Below are 21157 nucleotides of genomic sequence, written 5' to 3' on the forward strand. Positions count from 1 at the left end.
TAAAAAAGCCCGGCCGAGTTAACCTCGGCCGGGCTTTTTATTGGCTGCGAATCACGCTTTGCGCTGGCGCACCAAGTGCTTGAAGCCTTCGTACACCAGCACCATCACCGCCAGCCAGATCGGGATATAGGTCAGCCACTGGCCGCCCTTGATGCCTTCGCCCAATATCAACGCCACCGCCAGCAGCAGCACCGGTTCCACATAGCTGAGCAGCCCGAACAGGCTGAAGGGCAGCAAGCGGCTGGCAACGATATAGCTCACCAGTGCCGAGGCACTGATGACGCCCAGCATCGGAATCAACGCATACAGCTTCGGGTGAATATCCATTACGGCAAAGCCTTGTTCGCCGTGCTGCACAAACCACCAGGCCACCGGCAGCATCAATGCCATGTCCAGCCACAGGCCGCCCAAGTGGTCGGTGGTCAGGTATTTGCGCACCACAAAATAGATTGGGTAGCCGATGATCACCACCAGCGTCGCCCAGGAAAAACCACCGGCCTGATACAGCTCGTTCAGCACGCCGAGGGCGGCAAAAAACACCGCGATCTGCTGCAGGCGCGACAAGCGTTCGCCGTACACCAGGCGCCCGGTCAGCACCATGGTCAGCGGCAACAGAAAATAGCCCACCGACACATCCAGGCTGCGCCCATTCAGCGGTGCCCACATAAACAGCCAGAGCTGCACACCGAGCAAGGCCGACGACAGCAACACGCCGCCGATCAGTCGCGGTTTACTCGCCAGCATGCGCAGCAGCTCCCAGACCCGCCGCCATTCGCCGCTGACGATCATGAACACGGTCATGCACGGCACGGTCAGCAACATGCGCCAACCGAAAATTTCCAGGCCACTCAATGGCGTGAGCAGCGACGTGAAGTAATACATCACGGCAAACAACACCGAGGCCAATACCGATAACACAACACCTTTAGACACACTGTCCTCGCGAAAGCCGTTGACTCATAAGAAGGGGAACTTGGGCGGGGAATATAGGGTTCGCGACATTCTTTGTCACGCTGATTAAGTCATTTTAATGGAACAGTTTCCCACGCAGACGTCACATAAGGATGACGACGCTTGCTCACATGCCCTGCGTTGTTTAGACGCAAAGTTTCGTATGACTGATTAGTGTCACCTGCGAGCTTCAACTAACGAGCGAACAGATTTAACACCGATTAATGGACGGCATCGCCGTGTGGTAACGGCCCTCACGCAATGGGCAGTCCACCCCTATTTGCTGACTCAGACAGAAGACAAGAGGATAACTCAATGCGAACTCAACTAGACAATCTTGCCTCGCAGACTGCACTGATACCTGCCAGTGAACCTCATGCGCTCAACACATCCAACGATAGTTCTACGCCATCCCCCGAAACTGTCCCTGCCTGGAAAACGTCGAGCACCTACAAGACCTTCTCCAAGGCATTGAGGCGAGATTCCGCGCATCACGCCTTGAGTCCGCAAGGCAAAGAATTGATTCGTCCGCTTGTTTATCCGGACGCGTCACACGACACCAAAGTACAGACGCAGTATTTTGGCGTCGGCGATGTGCGAGCCAACGATATATTTATGATCAGGCGTGAACCTGTCGTTCCGGGAAAAACTAATTTTGTACTTTATATACCGGAGAAACATACCGACTCTCTCCGCGAGTTTAAAACCACACAGGAGGTGCACCAGTATTTGAAGGAGCTCGCACAGAGTCCTGTTGCACTGGAGGCATTTCTCAAACATTTCGACAGTGATCCCAACTCCGATACCGTCAAAAAAGTGAAGCAATTAATGCTGGCGTGGGCGTCCTCCCCGGACGATAGCGTGCCCGAAGGAACATTGGGAGAGGCGGGCAACATTCTAGGCAATGTGTTCGAACAACTGCACCGGTTCAGTCAAGAACCGAAAACGCCAATTGACGTCAACGGCCTTTCGGACTTAAAGCGTATTGGGGTCAGTCATCTGGGGTTTGCCATTTACTCCGGCGTGCGCCCTGATGGTGAGGTGGTCACCTATAAATACGATGCCAGCGGCAGCCTCACCGGGTTGGGCAGTAAAGGTAATTTGTATTATTTGAAAGATGCGTTGACCAGTAACAAGCCCATTGTCGCATTGCAATCCGAGAATAGTCTGGGGGGGCGCATCAGCGGTGCCTTTGATTTGTTAGTCAACGGGTTCGGGGACTTTTTAAAGAACCCGTTTTTCTGGACATCGGAGTTTCTCGAATTACTCGGTGTCAGCCGAGAGACCGCAGCGTCTGTCGAGGTCACGCTGGATAATCCAGTGACCGCGTTACTGAAGTTCCTGAATAAGCATAACGATATCGGCAAGCAGCTCGGAAAGTCCAAGGCTGAAATGGACGACTTGCTTGCAACGGCTGGCGATTATATCCAAGGGCTCGTGCCTAAATATGGCTGGGGCAGGGCGATTGGTGAGGTGGCAGGCGATGCGATAAAGAATAGGCAGCCAACCGATAGGACCGTAAAAGAGCTCGAAGACCTATTCCAAGACCGACTGTAAGCACAGGGCGAGCAAGCCCGCCCATACTGGAAAGTTGGGCGGGGTTTTTACCGAGTCACACGACCCGACACAAAATGACCCACATCATTAAACCCTGGCGTAGATGAATGCCCTGGCGTCACCAGTGAGTCAATAAACGCTTCATCTTGCGCCGTGATGGTCACATCCAACGCCCCGGTATACGCATCCCACTGCGCTTCGGTACGCGGCCCGACAATCGCCGAGCTCACCGCCGCGTTATTCAGCACCCAGGCAATCGCAAACTCGACAATGCCCACGCCACGTCCTTGGGTGTACTGCTGAATCTGCTGGGCGATGCGCAGCGATTCCACCCGCCATTCAGTTTCCAGAATGCGTTTGTCCTGGCGCGCCGCGCGGCTGCCGGCTTCAGGTGTGACGTCCGGTGCGTATTTGCCGCTGAGCACACCACGGGCCAGCGGGCTGTAAGGCACCACGCCCAAACCGTAGGCGGCTGCGGCGGTGATCTGCTCGACCTCGGCCTGGCGATTGACGATGTTGTACAGCGGCTGGCTGATGATCGGCCGATCCACGCCCAGACGCTCGGCCACACGTATCACTTCAGCGATGCGCCAGCCGCGGTAGTTGGACAGCCCCCAATAGCGGATCTTGCCTTGGCGGATCAGGTCGCCGATGGCCGACACGGTTACTTCCAGCGGGGTATCGTGGTCTTCCCGGTGCAGGTAGTAGATGTCCAGGTAGTCCGTGTCCAGGCGTGTGAGGCTGGCCTCCAGGGCATTGAAAATGCGCTTGCGGCTCAAGCCGCTGCGGTTGGGCAAACCATCCGCCGGGCCGATGCCGACCTTGGAGGCCAGCACCCAATCCGAACGGTGGCGGGCGATGGCCTCGCCGACGATTTCCTCGGAGCGCCCGCCGGTGTAGACGTCGGCGGTGTCGATAAAATTGATGCCCTGGTCCCAGGCCTTGTCGATGATGCGCAGCGAGTCCTCGGTGTTGGTCTGCTCGCCAAACATCATGGTGCCCAGGGTCAGTGCGCTGACCTTCAACCCGGACTGGCCCAATGTGCGGTAAATCATGCAAAGCTCCTCATGGCAGGGAAACGTGCCCCATGCAATACCAGACTCGAGGGCTCTGGAACAAGCCCTGTGCGCGTTTCTTCATGCACTCAGCAAGGCCTCACAGCGCGCCTGTAAAAATCGGTGCAGCACTTTCACCCGCTCCGACACTTGCAGGCGGTGCGGGCACATCAGGTTGAACGGTGTGGGTTCGCCTTGCCAGTCGGGCAACAGCGGCACCAGGCGCCCGGCGCGAATATCGCTGGCAATGTCCAGGTTGGCTTTATAGGCAATGCCATGACCGGCCAAGGCCCAGCGCCGCACAATTTCACCGTCGTCGCTCAGGTAATCGCCGCTCACCTCGACCTCCTGCAACACGCCGGCCTGGCGAAAATACCAGGTGTTGTTGGCTTGCCCTCGGCGCATGTAGCGCAGCGTACTGTGCTGCGCTAAATCCGCCGGCGTGCGCGGTGTGCCGTGACGCGCCAGGTAGTCGGGGCTGGCGCAGGGAATGCGATGGTGGCCGGGCACCACCGGCAGCGCCACCAGGCTTGAATCCCGTGGCACACCAAAGCGCAGGGCGATGTCGACGGTGTCGCGGAACAAATCGGCATTGCTGTCGTTGAGCAATAACTGCAGGCGGATGTTCGGGTGTTCGAGTTTGAATTCATCCAGCCAGCCCAGCAGCACATTGCGGCCAAAATCCGAAGGCGCCGCCAACTGCAATAAACCGCTGAGGCTCTGGCCCTGTTGCTTGATCGCCTGCTCGCCTTCCGCCAAGGCCTCCAGGGCGACCCGCACGCTGTCCAGGTAGCGCCGACCTTCTTCGGTCAGGCGCATGCTGCGCGTGGAGCGGGCGAGCAGGCGGATGCCCAGCCGGGTTTCCAGGCGCTTGAGCGCAATACTCGCCGCCGCCGGCGTCAGGTTGAGGCTGCGCGCCGCCGCCGACAGGCTGCCCGTATCAGCGGTGCGCACGAACACTTCCAGGTCCAGAGTTGAGCTCATTTGTAAAAATCCTTTAAAGATCTTGTCGTTTTACCGGGATTTTTCCGTGATTGCCAAGCTGGGAAGATGAACACTCACTTTCTCAGTCAGGTATTAACCCCATGGCCTCTTCTCTCAGCGGTAAAACCATCATCGTGATTGGCGGCAGCAGCGGTATCGGCGGCGCCGTGGCCAAGGCCGCCGTGGCACGTGGCGCACTGGTGGTGCTGGCCGGGCGCCGGTTGACCTCCAGTGTCGACAACGGTGTGCGCAGCGAGCCGGTCGACGTCACTGACAGCGCGTCCTTGCAGCACTTGTTCGAGACGGTCGGGCGCTTTGACCATCTGGTCTATACCTCGGGGCCGTCGGTGCGCGTCAAACCCTTGATCGAAACCGACCTGGCCGAAGCCCAGGACAATTTCAATGTGAAGCTGTGGGGCTCGCTGCGCGCGATTCAACTGGCGCTGCCCTTTCTCGACGCACACGGCAGCATCAGCCTGACCTCGGGCCAACTCGGCCGCAAATTGGCGCCAGGCCAGTTCATCAAGACCGGCATCAACGCCGCGACCGAGGCACTCGGCAAGCAGTTGGCGAAAGAACTGGCACCGCGCCGGGTCAATGTGATCAGCCCAGGGGTAATTGATACGCCAGCCTATGCCGGGTTGGGGGAGGAGCAGCGCGTGGCGATGTTCGCCAAGGCCGGTGGAGCGCTGCCGGTAGGGCGAGTTGGGCAGGCTGAAGAAGTGGCGGCGGGGTATGTGCTGGCCATGGAAAATGGCTTTATGACCGGCGCCGTCATCGACATCGACGGCGGCGGCCTTTTGTAAACACAGGGCAAAAATGTGGGAGCTGGCTTGCCTGCTCCCACATTGTCCTCATTGCTGCTGAGAAAAGGTTAAGCCTTCAACGTCCGCGTCATGCGCAGCGCCAACACACTACCCGTCACAATCACCGCCGCCAGCAAGTACAACGCCACATCCGTCGACCCGGTGGCGTCCTTCACAAACCCGACGATGTAAGGGCTGAGGAAGCCGGCCATCTGGCCCATGGAGTTGATCAGCGCCAGGCCGCCTGCCGCTGCGCCCGCACTGAGCATCGCGGTCGGCACCGGCCAGAACATCGGCAGGCCGGTGAGGGCGCCCATGGTGGCGATGGTCAGGCCAAGAATTGCGATTGCCGGCGTGGTGGCGAAATTCACGGCAATCACCAAGCCGATAGCGCCCATCAACATCGGCACCACCAAGTGCCAGCGTCGCTCCTTGCGCAAGTCGGCGGAGCGGCCCACCAACAACATGAACACAGCGGCCAGCAAGTACGGAATCGCGCTGAGCCAGCCAATCACCAGGTTATCGCTGAAGCCCAGGTTCTTGATGATCGACGGCAACCAGAAGTTGATGGCGTAGACGCCGCTCTGGATGCAGAAGTAGATCAGGCCGAACGCCCAGATCGCCGGGTTCTTGAACACTTCGCCCAGCGAGTCGGTGGTGGTTTTGGGTTTGTTGGCCAAGTCCGTCGCCTGGTCGCCTTCCAGCACCGCGCGTTCATGGGGCGTGAGCCACTTGGCGTTGGCAAAACTGTCGCTGAGCAGGAAGTAGGCGAGGGCGCCGAGGATTACGGTGGGAATGCCTTGCAGCAGGAACATCCACTGCCAGCCCGCCAGGCCACCTTGGCCAGCCGCGAAATGGTTGAGAATCCAGCCGGAAAACGGGCTGCCGAGCAAACCGGACACCGGGATCGCCGACATGAACAGCGCCATGATTCGCCCACGGCGAAAGGTCGGGAACCACTGCGAGAGGTACAGCACCACGCCCGGAAAGAAGCCGGCTTCGGCGGCGCCGGTCAGCAAGCGCAAGCCATAGAAATGCGTCGGTGTCGTCACGAACAGCAAGCAGGTGGAGAGCGTGCCCCACACGATCATCATCAGCGCAATCCAGCGCCGTGGGCCGAATTTGGTCAACGCCAGGTTGCTCGGCACGCCACACAGCACGTAGCCGATAAAGAAAATCCCGGCACCCAGGCCGTATACGGTTTCACTGAATTTCAAGGCATCGAGCATCTGCAACTTGGCAAAGCCAACGTTTACCCGGTCAAGGTAGTTGAACAGGTAGCAGATGAAAATGAAGGGGATCAGGCGCAGGGTAATGCGCTTGTAGATGGCGTTTTTATCGTCATCGGTGGCCAGTGTGGCAGCGGCGCTCTGTGACATGGCAGTCTCTCTTTATTATGATTTTTCGCGATGCGAAGGTAACGTTGATCGCCCAATGAGTCTCGGCCACCTGGCGGGCTGCTGTCTTTGTGCTCGCGCACAGTCAAGCAGGCTTTGCGCTGTGCCGATGACCAAGTCGTTTTTTTCAGGAATTTAGCCCCATGTTCGAGCTGGATCATGACCTGGCGCAGGATATCGTCAATCGCACCATGGCGATCTTGCCCTATAACGTCAATGTCATGGACAGCCAGGGCCTGATACTCGGCAGCGGCGAACCGGAGCGAATCAATACCCGGCATGAGGGCGCGCAACTGGTGCTGGCCAACGGCCGGGTGGTGGAAATCGACGGCCAGACCGCCAAGCACCTCAAAGGCGTGCAGCCCGGCATCAACCTGCCCTTGATGCACGACCAACGCTTGATCGGCGTACTCGGCATCACCGGCGAACCTGAATTGTTGCGCACCTATGCCGAACTGGTGCGCATGACCGCCGAGATGCTGGTCAGTCATCGCCATCAGCAGGCCGAGCAGCAATGGCGGCGCCAGCGTTGCGATGACTTGCTGGCCTTGTTGCTGGCTGAAAGTGGCGATTCACCGCGCCTGGTCGATGAGGCCCAGCAACTGGGACTCAAGCCGCAGATGGCGCGCACCCCGTATCTGTTTGAACTGGGCGTGGGCCAATCGGCGGAGGCATTAAGCGCCTGGCTGACCAGCCGTTACCCGGACAGTTGGTGCGTCAGCTCCGCGCAGTTTTCGCTGTTGTGGTGCCGGCCGGCAGCGGTGCAGGTGGACAACCCACGGCTACTGGAAAAACTCCAAAGCCTGGGCTGGAACGTGCTGCGCGTTGCCGTGGGCGGGCAGGCCGAGGGTTTGGCCGGTTTACGCCGTTGCTATCGACGGGTCGGCGATTTGTTGGCCTATGGTCGGGATATTTTGCCCCACTCACGGCTGTTGACCCTCAACCGCTATCGCCTGCCGGTGATGCTCTGGCGCCATCGCAACGACGATGCACTGGATGAGTTGCTCAACCCGTTGCGCAAAGTACTGGCCAAGGACACCAACGGCCAACTCCTGGCCACTTTGCGCAGTTGGTGCGAGCACGACGGCCAAAGCCAGGCCTGCGCAGACGCATTGGGCATCCACCGCAACAGCCTGCGCTATCGCATGGAGCGCATTGCCGAGCTCAGCGGTGTCGACCCGCTGACCCTGGATGGCATGCTCGCCCTGTACCTCGGCGTACAGCTGTTGCCCCAGGCTTTGTCGGAATGAACAACAAACCTCACCTACACTTGTGCATCGGACCGGCGTCATTGCCGCGGCCAACTGGCAGCATGGGCGTTATAAAAACCGGAGAAAGCCCATGAAAATCATCATCGCCCCCGACTCGTTCAAGGACAGCCTGAGTGCCGAAGGCGTCGCCCAGGCGATTGCCGACGGGTTGGCCCAGGTGTGGCCGGACGCGCAATTGGTCCAGTGCCCGATGGCGGATGGCGGTGAAGGGACGGTGGATGCGGTACTCGCTGCGTGCAATGGCGAACTGCGCCGCCAAACCGTGCAAAGCCCCTTGGGCGGCGCCGTCGAGGCGCGCTGGGGGTGGTTGGCCGACAGCCACACCGCGCTGATCGAAATGGCCGAGGCCAGTGGTTTGCAATTGGTGCCGCCGGGGCAGCGCGACGCTTGCTCCAGCAGCACCTACGGCACCGGCGAACTGATTCGCGCCGCCCTGGAGGCGGGCGCGCAGCGCATCATCCTGGCCATTGGCGGCAGCGCGACCAACGACGGCGGCGCAGGTGCGATGCAGGCGCTTGGCGTGCAATTGTTTGATGCCCAAGACCACGTACTCGCACCCGGCGGCCTGGCCTTGGCACGCCTGGCGCGCATCAGCCTGGAGCACCTGGACCCGCGCCTGGCCCGGGTACGTTTTGAAATCGCCGCCGACGTGAACAACCCGTTGTGCGGCCCGCACGGCGCCTCGGCGATCTTCGGCCCGCAAAAAGGCGCCAACCCGCAGCAGGTCGAACAGCTGGACGCGGCGCTCGGGCACTTTGCCGATCACTGCGCCAAGGTGTTGCCCAAAGACGTACGCGACGAACCCGGAAGCGGTGCAGCCGGCGGCTTGGGCTTTGCCGCGAAGGCCTTCCTCGGCGCGCAGTTTCGCGCGGGTGTAGAGGTGGTCGCGGAACTGGTCGGGCTTGACGAAGCGGTGCAGGGCGCTGACTTGGTGATCACTGGCGAAGGGCGTTTCGACGCCCAGACGTTGCGCGGCAAAACCCCATTTGGCGTGGCGCGCATTGCCCGGCAGCACGGTGTTCCCGTCATCGTGATCGCCGGCACTTTGGGCGACGGCTACGAGCACATGTACGCCCACGGCGTGAACGCGGCGTTTGCCTTGCCCTCGGGGCCGATGAGCCTGGAACAGGCCTGCAACGAAGCGCCACGCCTATTGCGCGAACGCGCGGCTGATATTGCGCGGGTGTGGCGCACTGCTGTTGGGTGCTGATCTGCTTTTCTGTGGGAGCTGGCTGCCTACGGTGGCGGCCTGATAGCCGACCAGGGTGCTGGATCAGACCGAGTACATATCCATTTCTGCGGTAACGGCTACTTAGGGTTCCGCCCTTACGGCGGGTCACTTTTTGAGGGACCAAAAAGGTAACCAAAAAGTCCTCGCCCCACCACTCGGCACCTCGCCTAGGCTCGGTGTGCCCTCACTCCGGCTTGAATCCGTGGGCCGCCGCAATGGGCCATCCCTGGCCCAGTGCGGCTAACCCGGCGTCCTGCCGGGTTACCCACGGATTCAAGCCTTCGTTCGGCCAGCGTGGTTGATGGGGCGATCCCAAATCAAGATCAAGATCAAGATCAAGATCAAAAGCACGGCGGCCTAGTAGCCGACCTGAGTGGTTGAAGCAGAAGCAGGGCAAAAGCAGGGCAAAAGCACATCTACCTGATGTACTGAGATCCAAAATGTGGGAGCGGGCTTGCTCGCGAAGGCGGTGGGTCAGTGACACATGAGGTGGCTGATACACCGCCTTCGCGAGCAAGCCCGCTCCCACAATTAGACCGAGTTCGGCCGCCAGTCTTTTGTGCTCTGCTTTTCTGTGGGAGCTGGCTTGCCTGCGATGCAGGCAACTCGGTGTATCAGGCAGAACTAGTTGATGCAATCGCAGGCAAGCCAGCTCCCACATTTGATTGAGTTCAGCTTCAATGAACAGGCCGGCTGTCAGGCCGCCTAGGCCTTGCTTTTGATCTAACCACTCAGGTCGGCTACCAGGCCGCCGTGCTCTGCTTTTGATCTTGATCTGCTTTTGATCTTGATCTTAGGCGCCCCGTTAAACCACGCTGGCCGAACGCAGGCTTTGGAGCGGGGGTAAACCGGCAGGACGCCGGTTTAGCCGCGCTGGGCCAAGGATGGCCCATCGCGGCGGCCCCCGCTCCAAAGCCGGAGTGAGGGCACACCGAGCCTAGGCGAGGTGCCGAGTGGTGGGGCAAGAGCCCTTTTGGTTACTTTTGGGGCTCTTTTCCAAAAGTGACCCGCCGTAAGGGCGGAACCCATATCCGCCACCCCCCAAATAACGGATATACACACCGTTAGCCCTAGCCACCACGCCAACACCCCCTCTAAACTGACCCGCCACGTGTTTTTCAAAGGATGAAACACAATGCACACACCTGAACCCCATATCGTCATCCAGCGCTTCACCGAGGCCCACGTTGAAGGCGTCGCTGCGCTCTATAACGAACCGGCCGTATGCCGTCAGGTGCTGCAAATGCCTTTCCAGTCCGTGCAGGCCTGGCGCAACAAGCTGGAGCTGGATAACGAGCGGCGCCTACAGCTGGTGGCCGTGCACGCCGGTGAGGTGATCGGCCAGCTTGGCCTTGAGCAAACCCTGCGTGTACGCCGCAGCCATGTCGGCTCGTTCGGCATGGGCGTGGCCACCGCCTGGCAAGGCAAAGGCGTGGGTTCCAAACTGTTGACCGCCGCGCTGGACGTGGCCGACAACTGGATGAACCTGCGCCGCGTCGAACTCACGGTGTACGCCGACAATGAAGCCGCGCACAACCTCTACCGCAAGTTCGGCTTCGAAGTCGAAGGCCGGATGCGCGATTACGCCCTGCGTGACGGCGTATTCGTCGACACCCTGAGCATGGCCCGCCTGCGCCAGTCGGCTTAAGCCCCCAGCGCAAACGCCACCGCAGCCTGCGCATGCAGCTCGGTGGTGTCCAGCAACGGCAAGTCGCTGTGCTCCGGCTTGATCAGCAGGCCAATTTCCGTGCAGCCCAAGATGATGGCCTGGGCGCCACGCGCGGCCAGCGACGCGATCACCCGCTGATAAACCTCGCGTGATGCATCGCTGATCACACCGACACACAACTCCTCATAGATAATCCGGTGCACGGCCTGGCGCTCGTCTGCGTCGGGTACCAGCACGTTCAAGCCCTGCGCGGCCAGGCGCGACTTGAGAAAGTCCTGTTCCATGGTAAATGCCGTGCCCAGCAAACCAACCGTCAGCGTGCCGGCTTTTACGGCAGCAGCACCCGCCGCATCGGCGATATGCAGAAAGGGTATCGACACCGCCGCCTCGATACGCGGTGCCACCAAATGCATGGTGTTGGTACACAGCACTACACACTCGGCCCCGCCAGCCTGCAAGCGGCGTGCGGCATCCTCGAGAATCAGCGCGGCGTCATCCCAGCGCCCGGCATGTTGGGCCTGTTCCACCGGGCCGAAGTCCACGCTGTACATCAACAGCTGCGCCGAGCGCAGTGGGCCCAACTGGTCGCGCACGCGCTGGTTGATGATGCGGTAATACTCGGCGCTGGACTCCCAGCTCATACCGCCGATAAGGCCGATGGTGCGCATGCGATGCTCCTGACAAGGAATGTCGCCTCACCTTACCCATCGGCCGCCGTTTAGTCATACGCAGTTGCCTGCAGAATCACCGGTGCAGTTTCATCTCTGAGCGCGCGCTGTTGCGCAGGCGTTAATCATACGGCCAACCGCCGCATCTGCCATGATCACTGTTCGCAACCTGGCTCACCCAAGGAATTTTGCAATGGACGATGTACAGCAACTGGGCGAGATGCTTCGTCATTACGCCGACAGCGAAGCGCACAAAAAACAGCAATTCGACCTGCAATCGGCGCGCTGGGCGCAAAAGCTTGGTGAGCTGTTCGGGCAGATCGAGCAATGGCTGGAACCGGTGAAGACCGTTGGTTTGCTGGAAGTCCAGCGTGAAGCCTATGTGGCCAGCGGCCCGAGCCTGCCGGTTGAGGCGTCGAGCTTCAAGACCGAGAAATTGACGGTGCAGATCACCGGCAAGACCGTGGAATTCGTACCTGAAGTCATGGGCGTCGGCGGCGCGATTGCGGTGTCGGTGATGGGCCTGACCGCCGCGCGGCACGGCAGTGTGTCGCTGGTGCTGCCGGCGGATAAAAACGACTGGCTGTGGAAGAAAACCAACGGCCTGAAAGACCCGGACACCTTCGCCTTCGACGCCAACTTCCTGGCCATGCAGTTACAGAGCCTGATTCCGCGCGAACGCGGTTGAAGCGCTACTTCAGCGCCGGGTCGCCGGGGCTGTCCAACGACTCGCAGGTGATGAAGGCCGATGACGTCAAAGGCGTCATCGATGGCTGGGCCTCGGACCTGCATCAGTCCTACGTGAAGCTGAAAAAACACTAACGGCTAAAACGCATTCCTTGCCGGCCGGTTGTAGTAGCTGAGCAGGGCGTCGTAGCGGCGGGTGACGAGGTAGTAGTCGTCACTCAGCTGTTGCGGCGGCGCGTGCTCGAGCCAGTCTTGAAGCATGTTTTGCAAGGCCTTGAGGTAATCATCGGCGGGAGCTCTGAGGGTGTACCAGAGGTGCAGGGTTTCGTCGGTGAGATCTTTATCCGGGATGCGTTGCACGAACGCGGCACTGCGCTCATTGGCGCGCTGTACCGCAGCGGTCAATGCCGCCAGGGCCTTGGGGGTGAGGCTGGCGTCGCGTACGCCGCTGTCAATTTGCTCGACTGCCCGGCGCGCGGTAATCATGTAATCGAGCAACTGCCAGGGCAGGTCCTGCCCCAGGCGCGCCTCCAGCAAGTCCCGCTGTGCAGGGCGCAGGCGTTGCTCTTCCAGTGCCAGCGCGTTACGCAACTGGGTGGAGAGGGCGATGTAGGCTGCGCCATTTCTGCTCAGGTCTTCCTCGTAGCGTTGCCGCATTACCTCGCCGAACAGCTGCAGTCGAGACGAAGCGCCCAACGTCGAGGTGATTTTTTTCAGGCTCGACAGGTACTCGGCGGTCATGCCGATCAAGGGGCTGTCAGGTTGTTGATGCTCAAGTTTGGCGGTGATGGTTGGCGCACATACGTCTTTCTGGATCTGCCGTGCCTGCGGCTCGTTATTGTCGCCAAACTCTTCGCGTGAGCGCGCGTAGCTGCCCACCGGCAACGACATTTGCACTTCAGGTTCGGCATCGGCCTGTGGCGGGTGAGCGGCGCGCTGGTAAGTCAGCCGTGTGTCACGGTCGACGCGGTTCATGCAATCGATGATCGGCGCCAACGCACTGGCGGTAGCCGTTTGCGGGCTGTCGAGCTGATCCACCCATAACTCGATCAGCTGGATGTGTTTGCCGGCGCCGGCCAGGCCGAACACCATCAACATAAAAACCACGCCAATCGGCAATAACAGTCCGGGATTCATTGTGTGGCCTCCTGGCCGTACCATTGCGAGTGTGTGGCCGGGGCCTGGCAGGCCTCGGCGTTTCGCGGCATGCGGCTGCACACGCGCTCGGTCCATTGCTGCAAGCCCTGGTTGCGACTGACCTGATGACGGCTGTCGAGGTATTTGAACGCGCCGAACACCAGCGCAAAGGCAATCGCGCCCAGGCCGATGGCACCCATGGCCTTGCGTGGGAATATCGCCGCCCATTCCTTCACGCTCAGGCGTGCACGGCGTTTGCCCGCGCCGACGGCCGCCAATACCGCCACCAGCGTCAGGCCAGCGACGGGGCCGAACTGCAGGCTGATGGCGATGCCCATGGCGGCACCCGGGATCAGGTCGCGCACTGGCAGCAGCGGCAGACGGGTTGGGCTCAACCAACGCGGCAGTTTTGCCGCCAGGCGTTCATCCAGCACGCGCAGCCGATGTGCCAGCGGGCGCCACACCTGCCAGGCCAGCGCGCCACCGGCCATATAGGCAATTGACCACGCGAACGCGTCAGCGGCGGTACTCACCAATACGCCCGCCTGCCAGGGCGCCTGGAACAAGGCACCGGCCAGGCAGCCCACTACAATCGCCAACAGCAGCGGCAGGGTGTCGAAGGCGGTTTCCCAGTCTTGCCAAAAATACGGCGTGCCACCCGGCATGGCGAATGCCACCTCGGGATGGTCAGCTTTCAGGGTTGCGGCCAAGGTTCGGCACGCGTCCCAGTCTTGCTCACTCAAGCGCTGGGCAAAGGCGCGGCGTTGGCCCAGGGACATCGGCGCCAGTAATAACCGCGCGGCGCGCTGTTGTGGGGTGTCCGGCGCCGTGGCCGCCAACGCACGCTGATGGGCCATGAACACCGGGCCTTGCTGGCGCCGTAACAAATGCTGCCATTCGTCTTCAGGGCACCCGTGCTCGCTGCCATGCCAGCCCTGGCCGGCGCGCACCGCTTCAAACACCGCAGGCGACCAGAAATGGCTTTCGGTCAGCATCGTCGCCAACATCTGGCTAAACCACTGGGTATGTGCCGGCTGCTTGAGCCACGGTTGATCAAAGCGCGCCGCATAGGCCGCGAGAAACCCCGCTTCGTCACGCTGGGCCATGGCCAGCGCCAATGAATATTGGAGTGCTTTCTTGCAGCGGTTGGCCAGGGCGTCGATCAAGTCTTGCGGCAATTCCAGGCGTTGCCAAGCGCTGAGCCACTGGAACGTCTCGAACGCCCAGCGGCGATCTTGTTCGCTGACCTCGTCGTCAGCGATACAGCGCTTGAGCAGCGCCACTTCGAATTCCAGACCAAGCCCTGCGGCCATCGCCTGCTGGTAGTGCGCCTGCAAGGTATCGGCGACTGGCGCCATAACCTCGGCCACGGTGGCGGTGTCCTGCTCTTGCGCCCATTGCTGCCAATTCAACGCTTCTTCGTAGGCTTCACGCAGCCGCTGAAACCCCTCGGGGTCATCATCCGGCCGGGTTTTCTTCAACAACGTCGCGTATTGGCGCTTGATCGTACGGCCATCGGCATCCGAGGGCAGGCCGAGGACATCCCAGCAAGTCATGTGCGGTACAACTCCATTAAATCACCGCGCGCACCTTACTCGTTTTATTGGCCGATAAACCAGCATAAGTCAGCGAAGGCAGTGCCCGACCGAATCCTGTTGCGGCCGGGCGCCTGTATTACTTGAGAGGCGTCAACGGCGGCAGTTTCCATTGGCCCACTTCAGGTTTGGGCAGGTAGATCCGCAATACGGCGTAAAACGGACCGGGCGGGGCTGGCAGCCAGTTGCTCTGTTCGGCTTTCGGCGGCTCATGGTGCTGCAATGCCAGCGTCAGGCCGCCGTCGGCGTCCAGCTTGAGATTGGGCAGCATCTGCGAATTGATCTGGTAGCGTTTTTTCAGGTTGGGTGCCAGAAGTTTGGTCTTGGCGTCGTACATGGTCAGCGACCAGAACGCCTCGGCAGGCGGCAACTGGTCCTTGGCAAAGTGCACGGTATAGCTGTGGCGCGCACCATTGGCGGGTTTGCCTTCACTGTCGACGCGGTAGCTCAGGTAGACGGCTTCATCGGGGGAGTTGCCGAAAATGCCCAGGTCAGCACCCGCGTAACGGTAAAGGTAGTTGTTTTTGAGGCGGTCACGGCTGCCAAACAGATCGCCGCTGGACACTTGGTGAGTGTCGATCTTGTCTTTCTTGAAGGCGGCAAACTCAGCCCTGGCGTCGGCAATCCCGTCTTCCAGGGCTTTGCGTTGTTCGGCGGTCAACGCTTTGAGCTTGAACGGCGCTCCCGGGGCGATGCCGATCTTGGCAAAGCGCGAGAGCAGGTCTTTTTCGCTGTCTTGCGGCGCGGCGAAGGACAGCATGAAGTTCAAGTAACGAAACAGCTGCGGGCCTTCAGTCATGGTGGCCATCGGCTTGGGCCAGACGATTTTCGGCACCGGGGGCGGAGCGGGCTGTTTTACATAGCTGCTCAGCGGCTGGACTTTGTAACCGGCCTGGATCTGCTTGACCTTGTTCAGGTCCTTTTCATCAAACAGCTGCGTGCGGTACAGGGCGTAGGCGATATTGCTTTCGCTGTAGACCACGCGGTCGATGTCGACCGGCTGCTGACCTTTCCAGTCGGGGCCGGCGATCATGTAATGGCCGCCGTTGTTGCCGGTGCTGCGCGTGCCCAAATACGCCATGTTCTGCGTGTAGAGGTCGATCAACTGCACCGAGTAGTAACGGTTGTCTTCGATTTTGGGCAGGGTCAGCACCAGCGGCTCTTTGCGCAGGTCCATCCACACGAAGGAGTAGGGCGTGTCCGAGTTCGGGGTGACGAACGCTGTGTCCTTGGGGGTGAACACCTGGGCGGTATTGCCGATATGGTTGAACGGAGCCTTGAAGTTGGCACCGCCCTTGTCGACGGCCTGGGTGTAGAGCGTCTTGTACATCGCCACAACCGGGTAGCCGTACAGGTAGGCCTCCTTGGCAATGGCCCGGGCTTCGGCAGGGGTTGCCGTGAAGTCGGCCAAGGCGCCGGTACTCATGAATATCGAGAGGCTCGCCAACAGCAGGCGCGTCGGTTTTCCAATCATGTTGTTGCGTCCTTCCAGAGTTCTTTTAGAGGGCGGGGAGATCAAAGCGCCGAGTTTCCAGTTTTATTTGCCGAACGTCACGTTAATCCCTGCAAACAACCTGAACTGCGGCAGACCGCCACCGTCCACTGCGGTTCGAGGCAAGCGGATGGGGATGTAATGGGGGCGGGGCGGTTGCACAAAGGTTATGGGGTATGCCGTTTGAAACTAGCAGCTATATTCATCCGCGCCAGCCATTCGACTCAAGAGCGTTCAGCCGCGGGAGTAACGACTCCATGTTGCACCCAACGGAGCGGCAGCAAAGGCGGGGAAACGATCAGGCTGCAAGCATGGCTTTGACTTTGTCGCGCAATTGATCGATGGAGAACGGCTTGCCGATCACCTGCATGCCAGCTGGCACATCGATGTTTTCAGCATAGCCGCTGGCAAACAGGATCGGCAGGGAAGGGCGCAACTCACGCACCTTGGTTGCCAGCTGTTTACCGTCCATATCGGGCAGGCCCACGTCGGTCATCATCAGGTCGATGATCAGGCCGGTATTTTCGACGATCTTCAGCGCCTCTTCAGCATCTGCAGCTTCAACCACCGTGAACTCCAGTTCTTCGAGTACATCGACGATCAGCATGCGCACGATGGCGTCGTCTTCGACTACAAGGATGGTGGAGGGAGTGGCAGGCATAATGAAAATTCCCGAGAAATGGAGGGGCAGGTCTTTAGCGGTTGAAAGACTGTTCTCTAATGAGTCGTGTCAATCTCGGCAAGTTCCGTTGGATGCGGCATTGTGAAGCGATTGGCCGCAAAAGTCGCGTGCAAGAACATGCGTAGCGTCGGCGCGCCGGCGCGTCAATGGCTGACGATCTCTGACAGCCATTGACGCACGCGACTCGAACGAGGGCTAGAGCGTGGTGTTGAAGAGGGCGTATGGATTGTTATAAGGCACCGTCATTATAAAATCGCCGTCGCTGAAGGTGCTTATATCGTAATGGGGGACACCGCCGGTCAAGGCCATCGGGTCAAGCGTACCGGCGGACCTTCCACTGTTCAGAGTGGCCTCCAGGCCTCGGCGCATTGAAGCGGCGTCCGGAAAGGTCGCGAACCCAAAGTTCGGATCAAAGAAAAAAAACTCCCTGGGACTTTTGCGCAAGTCGACACCCGCGAGCAGCCCATGATTTTGGGTACTGATCTTTATCATTGTGGTATTCGTTGCAGTCTCCAGGCGGTTGATAATGCTGGTGTAGGGGACTTGGGAAACCTGTTGTATGCCGTGAAACTGAGCGCGTAGAACCTGATGCATGCTATTCAGTTCTTTGCGAAATGCCTTGATGGCAGGGGTGTCAGCATCCGAGGTAGCCTTGATAAAGTTACTGATGAACTCATCCCTTCGGCTATGTTGAATCGCCAGCGCCATCGTGTTCACCATCGCGGCGCATTCGCCATTTGAAGCAAGGTCGGCCTGGCTAAGGTAGAAATTTTGCGGCACGGGCGTGGCTTTACCCCCCGCGGCAACGACTTCTGCCTGGAAAACCTTGAAGCTCTCAAGACTGTTCCTCACCATGCGTTTTTCAATTTCCCTGGCCAAGGTGCCCACCGCTTCGGGATTGCCAACCTTGGTGACGGCCAGGTTTTTTATTTCCGACACCTTCATCGTCGGGTGGTAGCCAGGGATATCCTCGACATTTCCAAATTTAACCCCGCGGTCGTAAGCAACAATATTGCTTTTCTTTGCAGTGTCCAAGGCGTCTCTAAACGCATCGGCGGAGGCCTTGGGGCTTGGCGCGACATACTTGCCCAACCAGTCAAGAAGATTACTGTTTATTTGCCCGTTGGCGGCCACAACGTCCGGCTTGAAATCTGCCCCCACGGCGCCAAAGCGCTCTTGCCTGATCGGGTCATAGCCACACCATTTGCCTTCGTGGAACACGGCACTGCCTTGAACGGTCTGCTCGCCGACTTTGAAGGTACCTACGGCTACAACCTCATGGGTTTTACTGGCTGCCTTCAAGCCGTCGTAGCTAGCGTTGAGACCCTTGAGCGCATTGACGGCGTCGGTACCTTTGGACAATAGAAACCGGCCGCCGCTGCCTAAAAGCCTGATGCCGCCTGTGGCCAAGTCGCCCAAACCGCTCACAGGGTTGAGTGCGCCGATCGTGGCGGCACCGATAACTTTTGCCGCCTTGAGTGCTTTGGCACTGCTCGAAAGCGCAGAACTGCCGATCTTGATCAGCTTTCCTGCGGTGGCGGCGCCAGCGGTGAGAAAACCGAATATATCCAGGGTGAGATCAAATGCGGCCTCGCCGTAGTTGCCCTTCTGAAAATTGACAATGGCCGATCTGAACGGAACCAGATTGAGCAGGAAGTCGCTCAGTGGTTTAGGCCCGCCTTGTAATTTGTCCAGGGTGGTCTGCCCGCGTGCTTGTTCCTTGATACTCGGGTCATCAAGGTCAAGGTGCTGAACAAATGCATCGGCAATCGCCCGGGAGCGGTCGCTGGTGAAACTATTGAAGGGGGCGTCATTCACCGGCCGTTCACGTGCCAGTTCGGCCGCGTTACTGGGCTTGAACGGGGTGATCGTTGAAACATATTTGCCGGCCCGGGTCTTCTTGGCTTCCACGCTGTAGGGAGACATCGGTTCAATTGTTTCTTTGTTCATGTCCATTTTGTAAGCATGGGACTCGCCATTCAGTTCAATGCTGAACAACAGCCACGGCTTGTTCGCGTCATAGGTATTGTGAAAAAACCCTGTCAGTTCGTATGAGCCTTCTTGCAATAGGCTGATTTTGCCGTACTCGAATATTTGTTGGTCCTCGGGTGAAAGCTGCGAAAGCATGTGCCGGACCGTTGTGTTCACTGCGGCCTTTTTCTCGTCCATGACGCTTTTAAACTGCTGGTCGAACGCCTCCGTTACGCCAAACCTGGGGTTGGCGTTCAATGCCTCGATCGGGAAGCTCGGGTCAGTCGACTTAAAGGGTCTGGGGTTCGGCAAATCCATCATGGCCACATCCAGCAGCGAATGCAGGCCACCCAGCCCTAGTTGTTCCGCCGTCCCCCGGTATTGATCAGTCCCCAGCACTTTTTCTTCTAGAAAGTTGCCGAAGATTGCCCCCTTTTCGGCGATTTTGCCCCGTGCGACGCCTTCTCGCGTCGGTATCTCCTTGTCCAGGGCTTTGGAGGCAGTGAGCCGCTCGCTAAGTTGTTCGTTGAAGGCGGTTCTGACTTTATCGAGCTGCTCGGGGGTGTAGGTGTCACTGGGACTTTTTACGATTTCACCGTTGATCACGCCCCAGTCCACCAGTGCGGTGATTTGTGCGTATTCGGTGGCCTGTGACCGGCCCTCAAGGGTGCTTGCATGGGCCATGACTTCGGCGAACGTCATGGTGGCGACTGCCCCTGGCCGCTCAGCCTCTACAGCCGCTGCTGCAATCGACAGATTCACCCATGCCACGCTGCCAATCGTCACACTCTTGGGAATGTCTTTGATCAGGTACTGCGGGGCTAACCTGCTCAGGAGGAGGTGAGTGGCCAGTTTAGCGGTGCCTGCTGTGGCTCGGCCGGTTTCGACAAGGTAAACGCTGAGGCACTTGGCAACTGTCGAGGGGGATTGCTTTGCATGCGTAGGATCGTTCAGCGGCCAGCCTGCAATGTGGTCGCGTTGAGGAAACCAGGCCGACTCCCGATCCAGCCCTAGCTGAAGGGCGCTCAATACATAATCGTAAACGCTGGTACTTGAAGACACGCCATTGAGGTGCGCTTGCAGGGCTTGCCCCAACGCCTGAGCCTTGGGTGAGTCGAGCAGTTTTTGCAGTGCCAGGGCTGGGTCTTGCAGGTCGGCAGGCGTTACCGAACTGCCACTCAACAAGTAATTGAGTACGCCATTTTCATATTTCGGCAACGGTAAGCCAGGCAGAGCGTTGGGAGTTTTGAACAGAAATTCGAGAATGCCCTGCTGGTCGGCCAGTGACATCGGAATCGGCCAGGAAAGCCCGCCGCCCATATTCCCCAGGGGAGACACTGCGGCTTTATGCTCCAACTTGTGTGCCAGGGCCGTGACTTCAGCGGCCGTACGCGGCAGTTCAAAGCCCAGGTCAGTGATGACGGTGGCCAGGGCCTGCGGTGTGGATCGCGTTGCGGCGTAGGATGAATTCGGACGAGGCGCCAGGGTGGCGGTGCTCAGTTGGGCAGACATCTGGTCCGGGGTGACGGGTTTGCCATCCACTTCGGTGGCGATGTTTCTAAGCGTTGCGGCCAGATCGCGCAGATTGTTCTGGTCTGCCAACAGTTGCCGCAGGGGCAGGGTCGGCGTGGTCTGAGGCGTACCGACACTGTTTGGCGCGAGTGGAGTTGTTACTGTGCCTGGGCTGCCTTGGGCACTTGGCACAGCGGGTTCATGGGCTTGGAGGGTATGCAGGGGGCGGACGCTGACGGTGGGCTGTACTGCGGTGGCAATGCTCATCTAATGTACCTTTTGATGGGTCAAAAAAGACGCCTTCCCAAAAGATCTTCCGTGTTCCCGAGGCGCAATTCTGAGTGCCACAATTCTGCGGGCGCGTTCCGGCCTACGCCCAGGCATCTGTATTCAGGTGTGTTAACACGTGAGGAAGTCGGCCTGAATCGGCGCGAGATACCTGCGCAGCGCGTAGGCATACGCCCTGAATTGACGCACAAACATAGCCTTGGG

At 59.5% G+C, this 21157-nt stretch carries 16 protein-coding genes and 1 pseudogene; 7 read left to right on the plus strand and 10 right to left on the minus strand.

Annotation, left to right across the window (positions count from 1 at the left end; genetic code table 11):
- Positions 1-51: 51 nt before the first annotated feature.
- Complete coding sequence (gene rarD / locus L8I05_RS06320; RefSeq protein ID WP_159956654.1) at positions 52-933, minus strand: EamA family transporter RarD; 882 nt, start codon at positions 931-933, stop codon at positions 52-54.
- Between the two features lie 333 nt (positions 934-1266).
- Here rarD and L8I05_RS06325 point away from each other — a divergent pair, with 333 nt between their 5' ends.
- On the plus strand, positions 1267-2508 hold the full coding sequence (locus tag L8I05_RS06325; RefSeq protein WP_242167609.1) for a DUF6543 domain-containing protein: 1242 nt from the start codon (positions 1267-1269) through the stop codon (positions 2506-2508).
- Positions 2509-2555: 47 nt separating this feature from the next.
- On the opposite strand, the gene L8I05_RS06330 is transcribed toward L8I05_RS06325, so the two are convergent.
- Both L8I05_RS06330 and L8I05_RS06335 read right to left on the minus strand, forming a co-directional pair.
- Positions 2556-3563 (minus strand): aldo/keto reductase, encoded by a 1008-nt coding sequence (locus tag L8I05_RS06330; RefSeq protein ID WP_242167610.1) that lies wholly within the window; start codon positions 3561-3563, stop codon positions 2556-2558.
- Between the two features lie 81 nt (positions 3564-3644).
- Positions 3645-4547: a LysR family transcriptional regulator gene (locus L8I05_RS06335; protein WP_242167611.1), complete on the minus strand. Its 903-nt coding sequence runs from the start codon at positions 4545-4547 to the stop codon at positions 3645-3647.
- Positions 4548-4648: 101 nt separating this feature from the next.
- Here L8I05_RS06335 and L8I05_RS06340 point away from each other — a divergent pair, with 101 nt between their 5' ends.
- A complete protein-coding gene (locus L8I05_RS06340; RefSeq protein WP_242167612.1) occupies positions 4649-5353 on the plus strand; it encodes an SDR family oxidoreductase in 705 nt (234 codons plus the stop codon).
- A gap of 68 nt (positions 5354-5421) precedes the next feature.
- On the opposite strand, the gene L8I05_RS06345 is transcribed toward L8I05_RS06340, so the two are convergent.
- Positions 5422-6732, minus strand: coding sequence for an MFS transporter (locus L8I05_RS06345; protein WP_242167613.1), 1311 nt, complete (start codon positions 6730-6732; stop codon positions 5422-5424).
- A gap of 161 nt (positions 6733-6893) precedes the next feature.
- On the opposite strand from L8I05_RS06345, the gene L8I05_RS06350 reads away from it, so the two are divergent.
- The 3 genes from L8I05_RS06350 to L8I05_RS06360 all read left to right on the plus strand — a co-directional run bounded on the left by L8I05_RS06350 (position 6894) and on the right by L8I05_RS06360 (position 10900).
- Positions 6894-8000: a sugar diacid recognition domain-containing protein gene (locus L8I05_RS06350; RefSeq protein WP_159956642.1), complete on the plus strand. Its 1107-nt coding sequence runs from the start codon at positions 6894-6896 to the stop codon at positions 7998-8000.
- Positions 8001-8091: 91 nt separating this feature from the next.
- Entirely contained in the window at positions 8092-9231 is a 1140-nt protein-coding gene (locus L8I05_RS06355) for a glycerate kinase (RefSeq protein ID WP_242167614.1), read from the plus strand.
- A gap of 1156 nt (positions 9232-10387) precedes the next feature.
- Positions 10388-10900, plus strand: coding sequence for a GNAT family N-acetyltransferase (locus L8I05_RS06360; protein ID WP_242167615.1), 513 nt, complete (start codon positions 10388-10390; stop codon positions 10898-10900).
- Here L8I05_RS06360 and L8I05_RS06365 read toward each other — a convergent pair.
- Positions 10897-11589: an aspartate/glutamate racemase family protein gene (locus tag L8I05_RS06365; RefSeq protein ID WP_242167616.1), complete on the minus strand. Its 693-nt coding sequence runs from the start codon at positions 11587-11589 to the stop codon at positions 10897-10899. The genes L8I05_RS06360 and L8I05_RS06365 overlap by 4 nt on opposite strands.
- A gap of 193 nt (positions 11590-11782) precedes the next feature.
- Between L8I05_RS06365 and L8I05_RS06370 the strand changes: the two genes are divergently transcribed.
- Positions 11783-12277: a hypothetical protein gene (locus L8I05_RS06370; protein ID WP_242167617.1), complete on the plus strand. Its 495-nt coding sequence runs from the start codon at positions 11783-11785 to the stop codon at positions 12275-12277.
- Positions 12278-12294: 17 nt separating this feature from the next.
- Positions 12295-12411, plus strand: a pseudogene (locus L8I05_RS06375) (DUF3313 domain-containing protein); the annotation flags it as partial.
- Between the two features lie 3 nt (positions 12412-12414).
- On the opposite strand, the gene L8I05_RS06380 reads toward L8I05_RS06375, so the two are convergent.
- The 5 genes from L8I05_RS06380 to L8I05_RS06400 all read right to left on the minus strand — a co-directional run bounded on the left by L8I05_RS06380 (position 12415) and on the right by L8I05_RS06400 (position 20932).
- Positions 12415-13413 carry a DUF3829 domain-containing protein gene (locus L8I05_RS06380; protein WP_242167618.1) on the minus strand — a complete coding sequence of 333 codons (999 nt, stop codon included), beginning with the start codon at positions 13411-13413 and terminating at the stop codon, positions 12415-12417.
- Complete coding sequence (locus L8I05_RS06385; RefSeq protein WP_242167619.1) at positions 13410-14969, minus strand: J domain-containing protein; 1560 nt, start codon at positions 14967-14969, stop codon at positions 13410-13412. Before L8I05_RS06385 ends, L8I05_RS06380 begins: the two co-directional genes overlap by 4 nt.
- A gap of 118 nt (positions 14970-15087) precedes the next feature.
- Positions 15088-16482, minus strand: a complete 1395-nt coding sequence (locus L8I05_RS06390; RefSeq protein ID WP_242167620.1) for a DUF1254 domain-containing protein — start codon at positions 16480-16482, stop codon at positions 15088-15090.
- 316 nt (positions 16483-16798) lie between these two features.
- Entirely contained in the window at positions 16799-17161 is a 363-nt protein-coding gene (locus tag L8I05_RS06395) for a response regulator (RefSeq protein ID WP_242167621.1), read from the minus strand.
- A gap of 216 nt (positions 17162-17377) precedes the next feature.
- Positions 17378-20932, minus strand: coding sequence for a hypothetical protein (locus L8I05_RS06400; protein ID WP_242167622.1), 3555 nt, complete (start codon positions 20930-20932; stop codon positions 17378-17380).
- Positions 20933-21157 lie beyond the last annotated feature (225 nt).

It is taken from the genome of Pseudomonas sp. MONT-RG-20F-20-E-7-02 (genome assembly GCF_022662395.1).
GTDB lineage: Bacteria > Pseudomonadota > Gammaproteobacteria > Pseudomonadales > Pseudomonadaceae > Aquipseudomonas.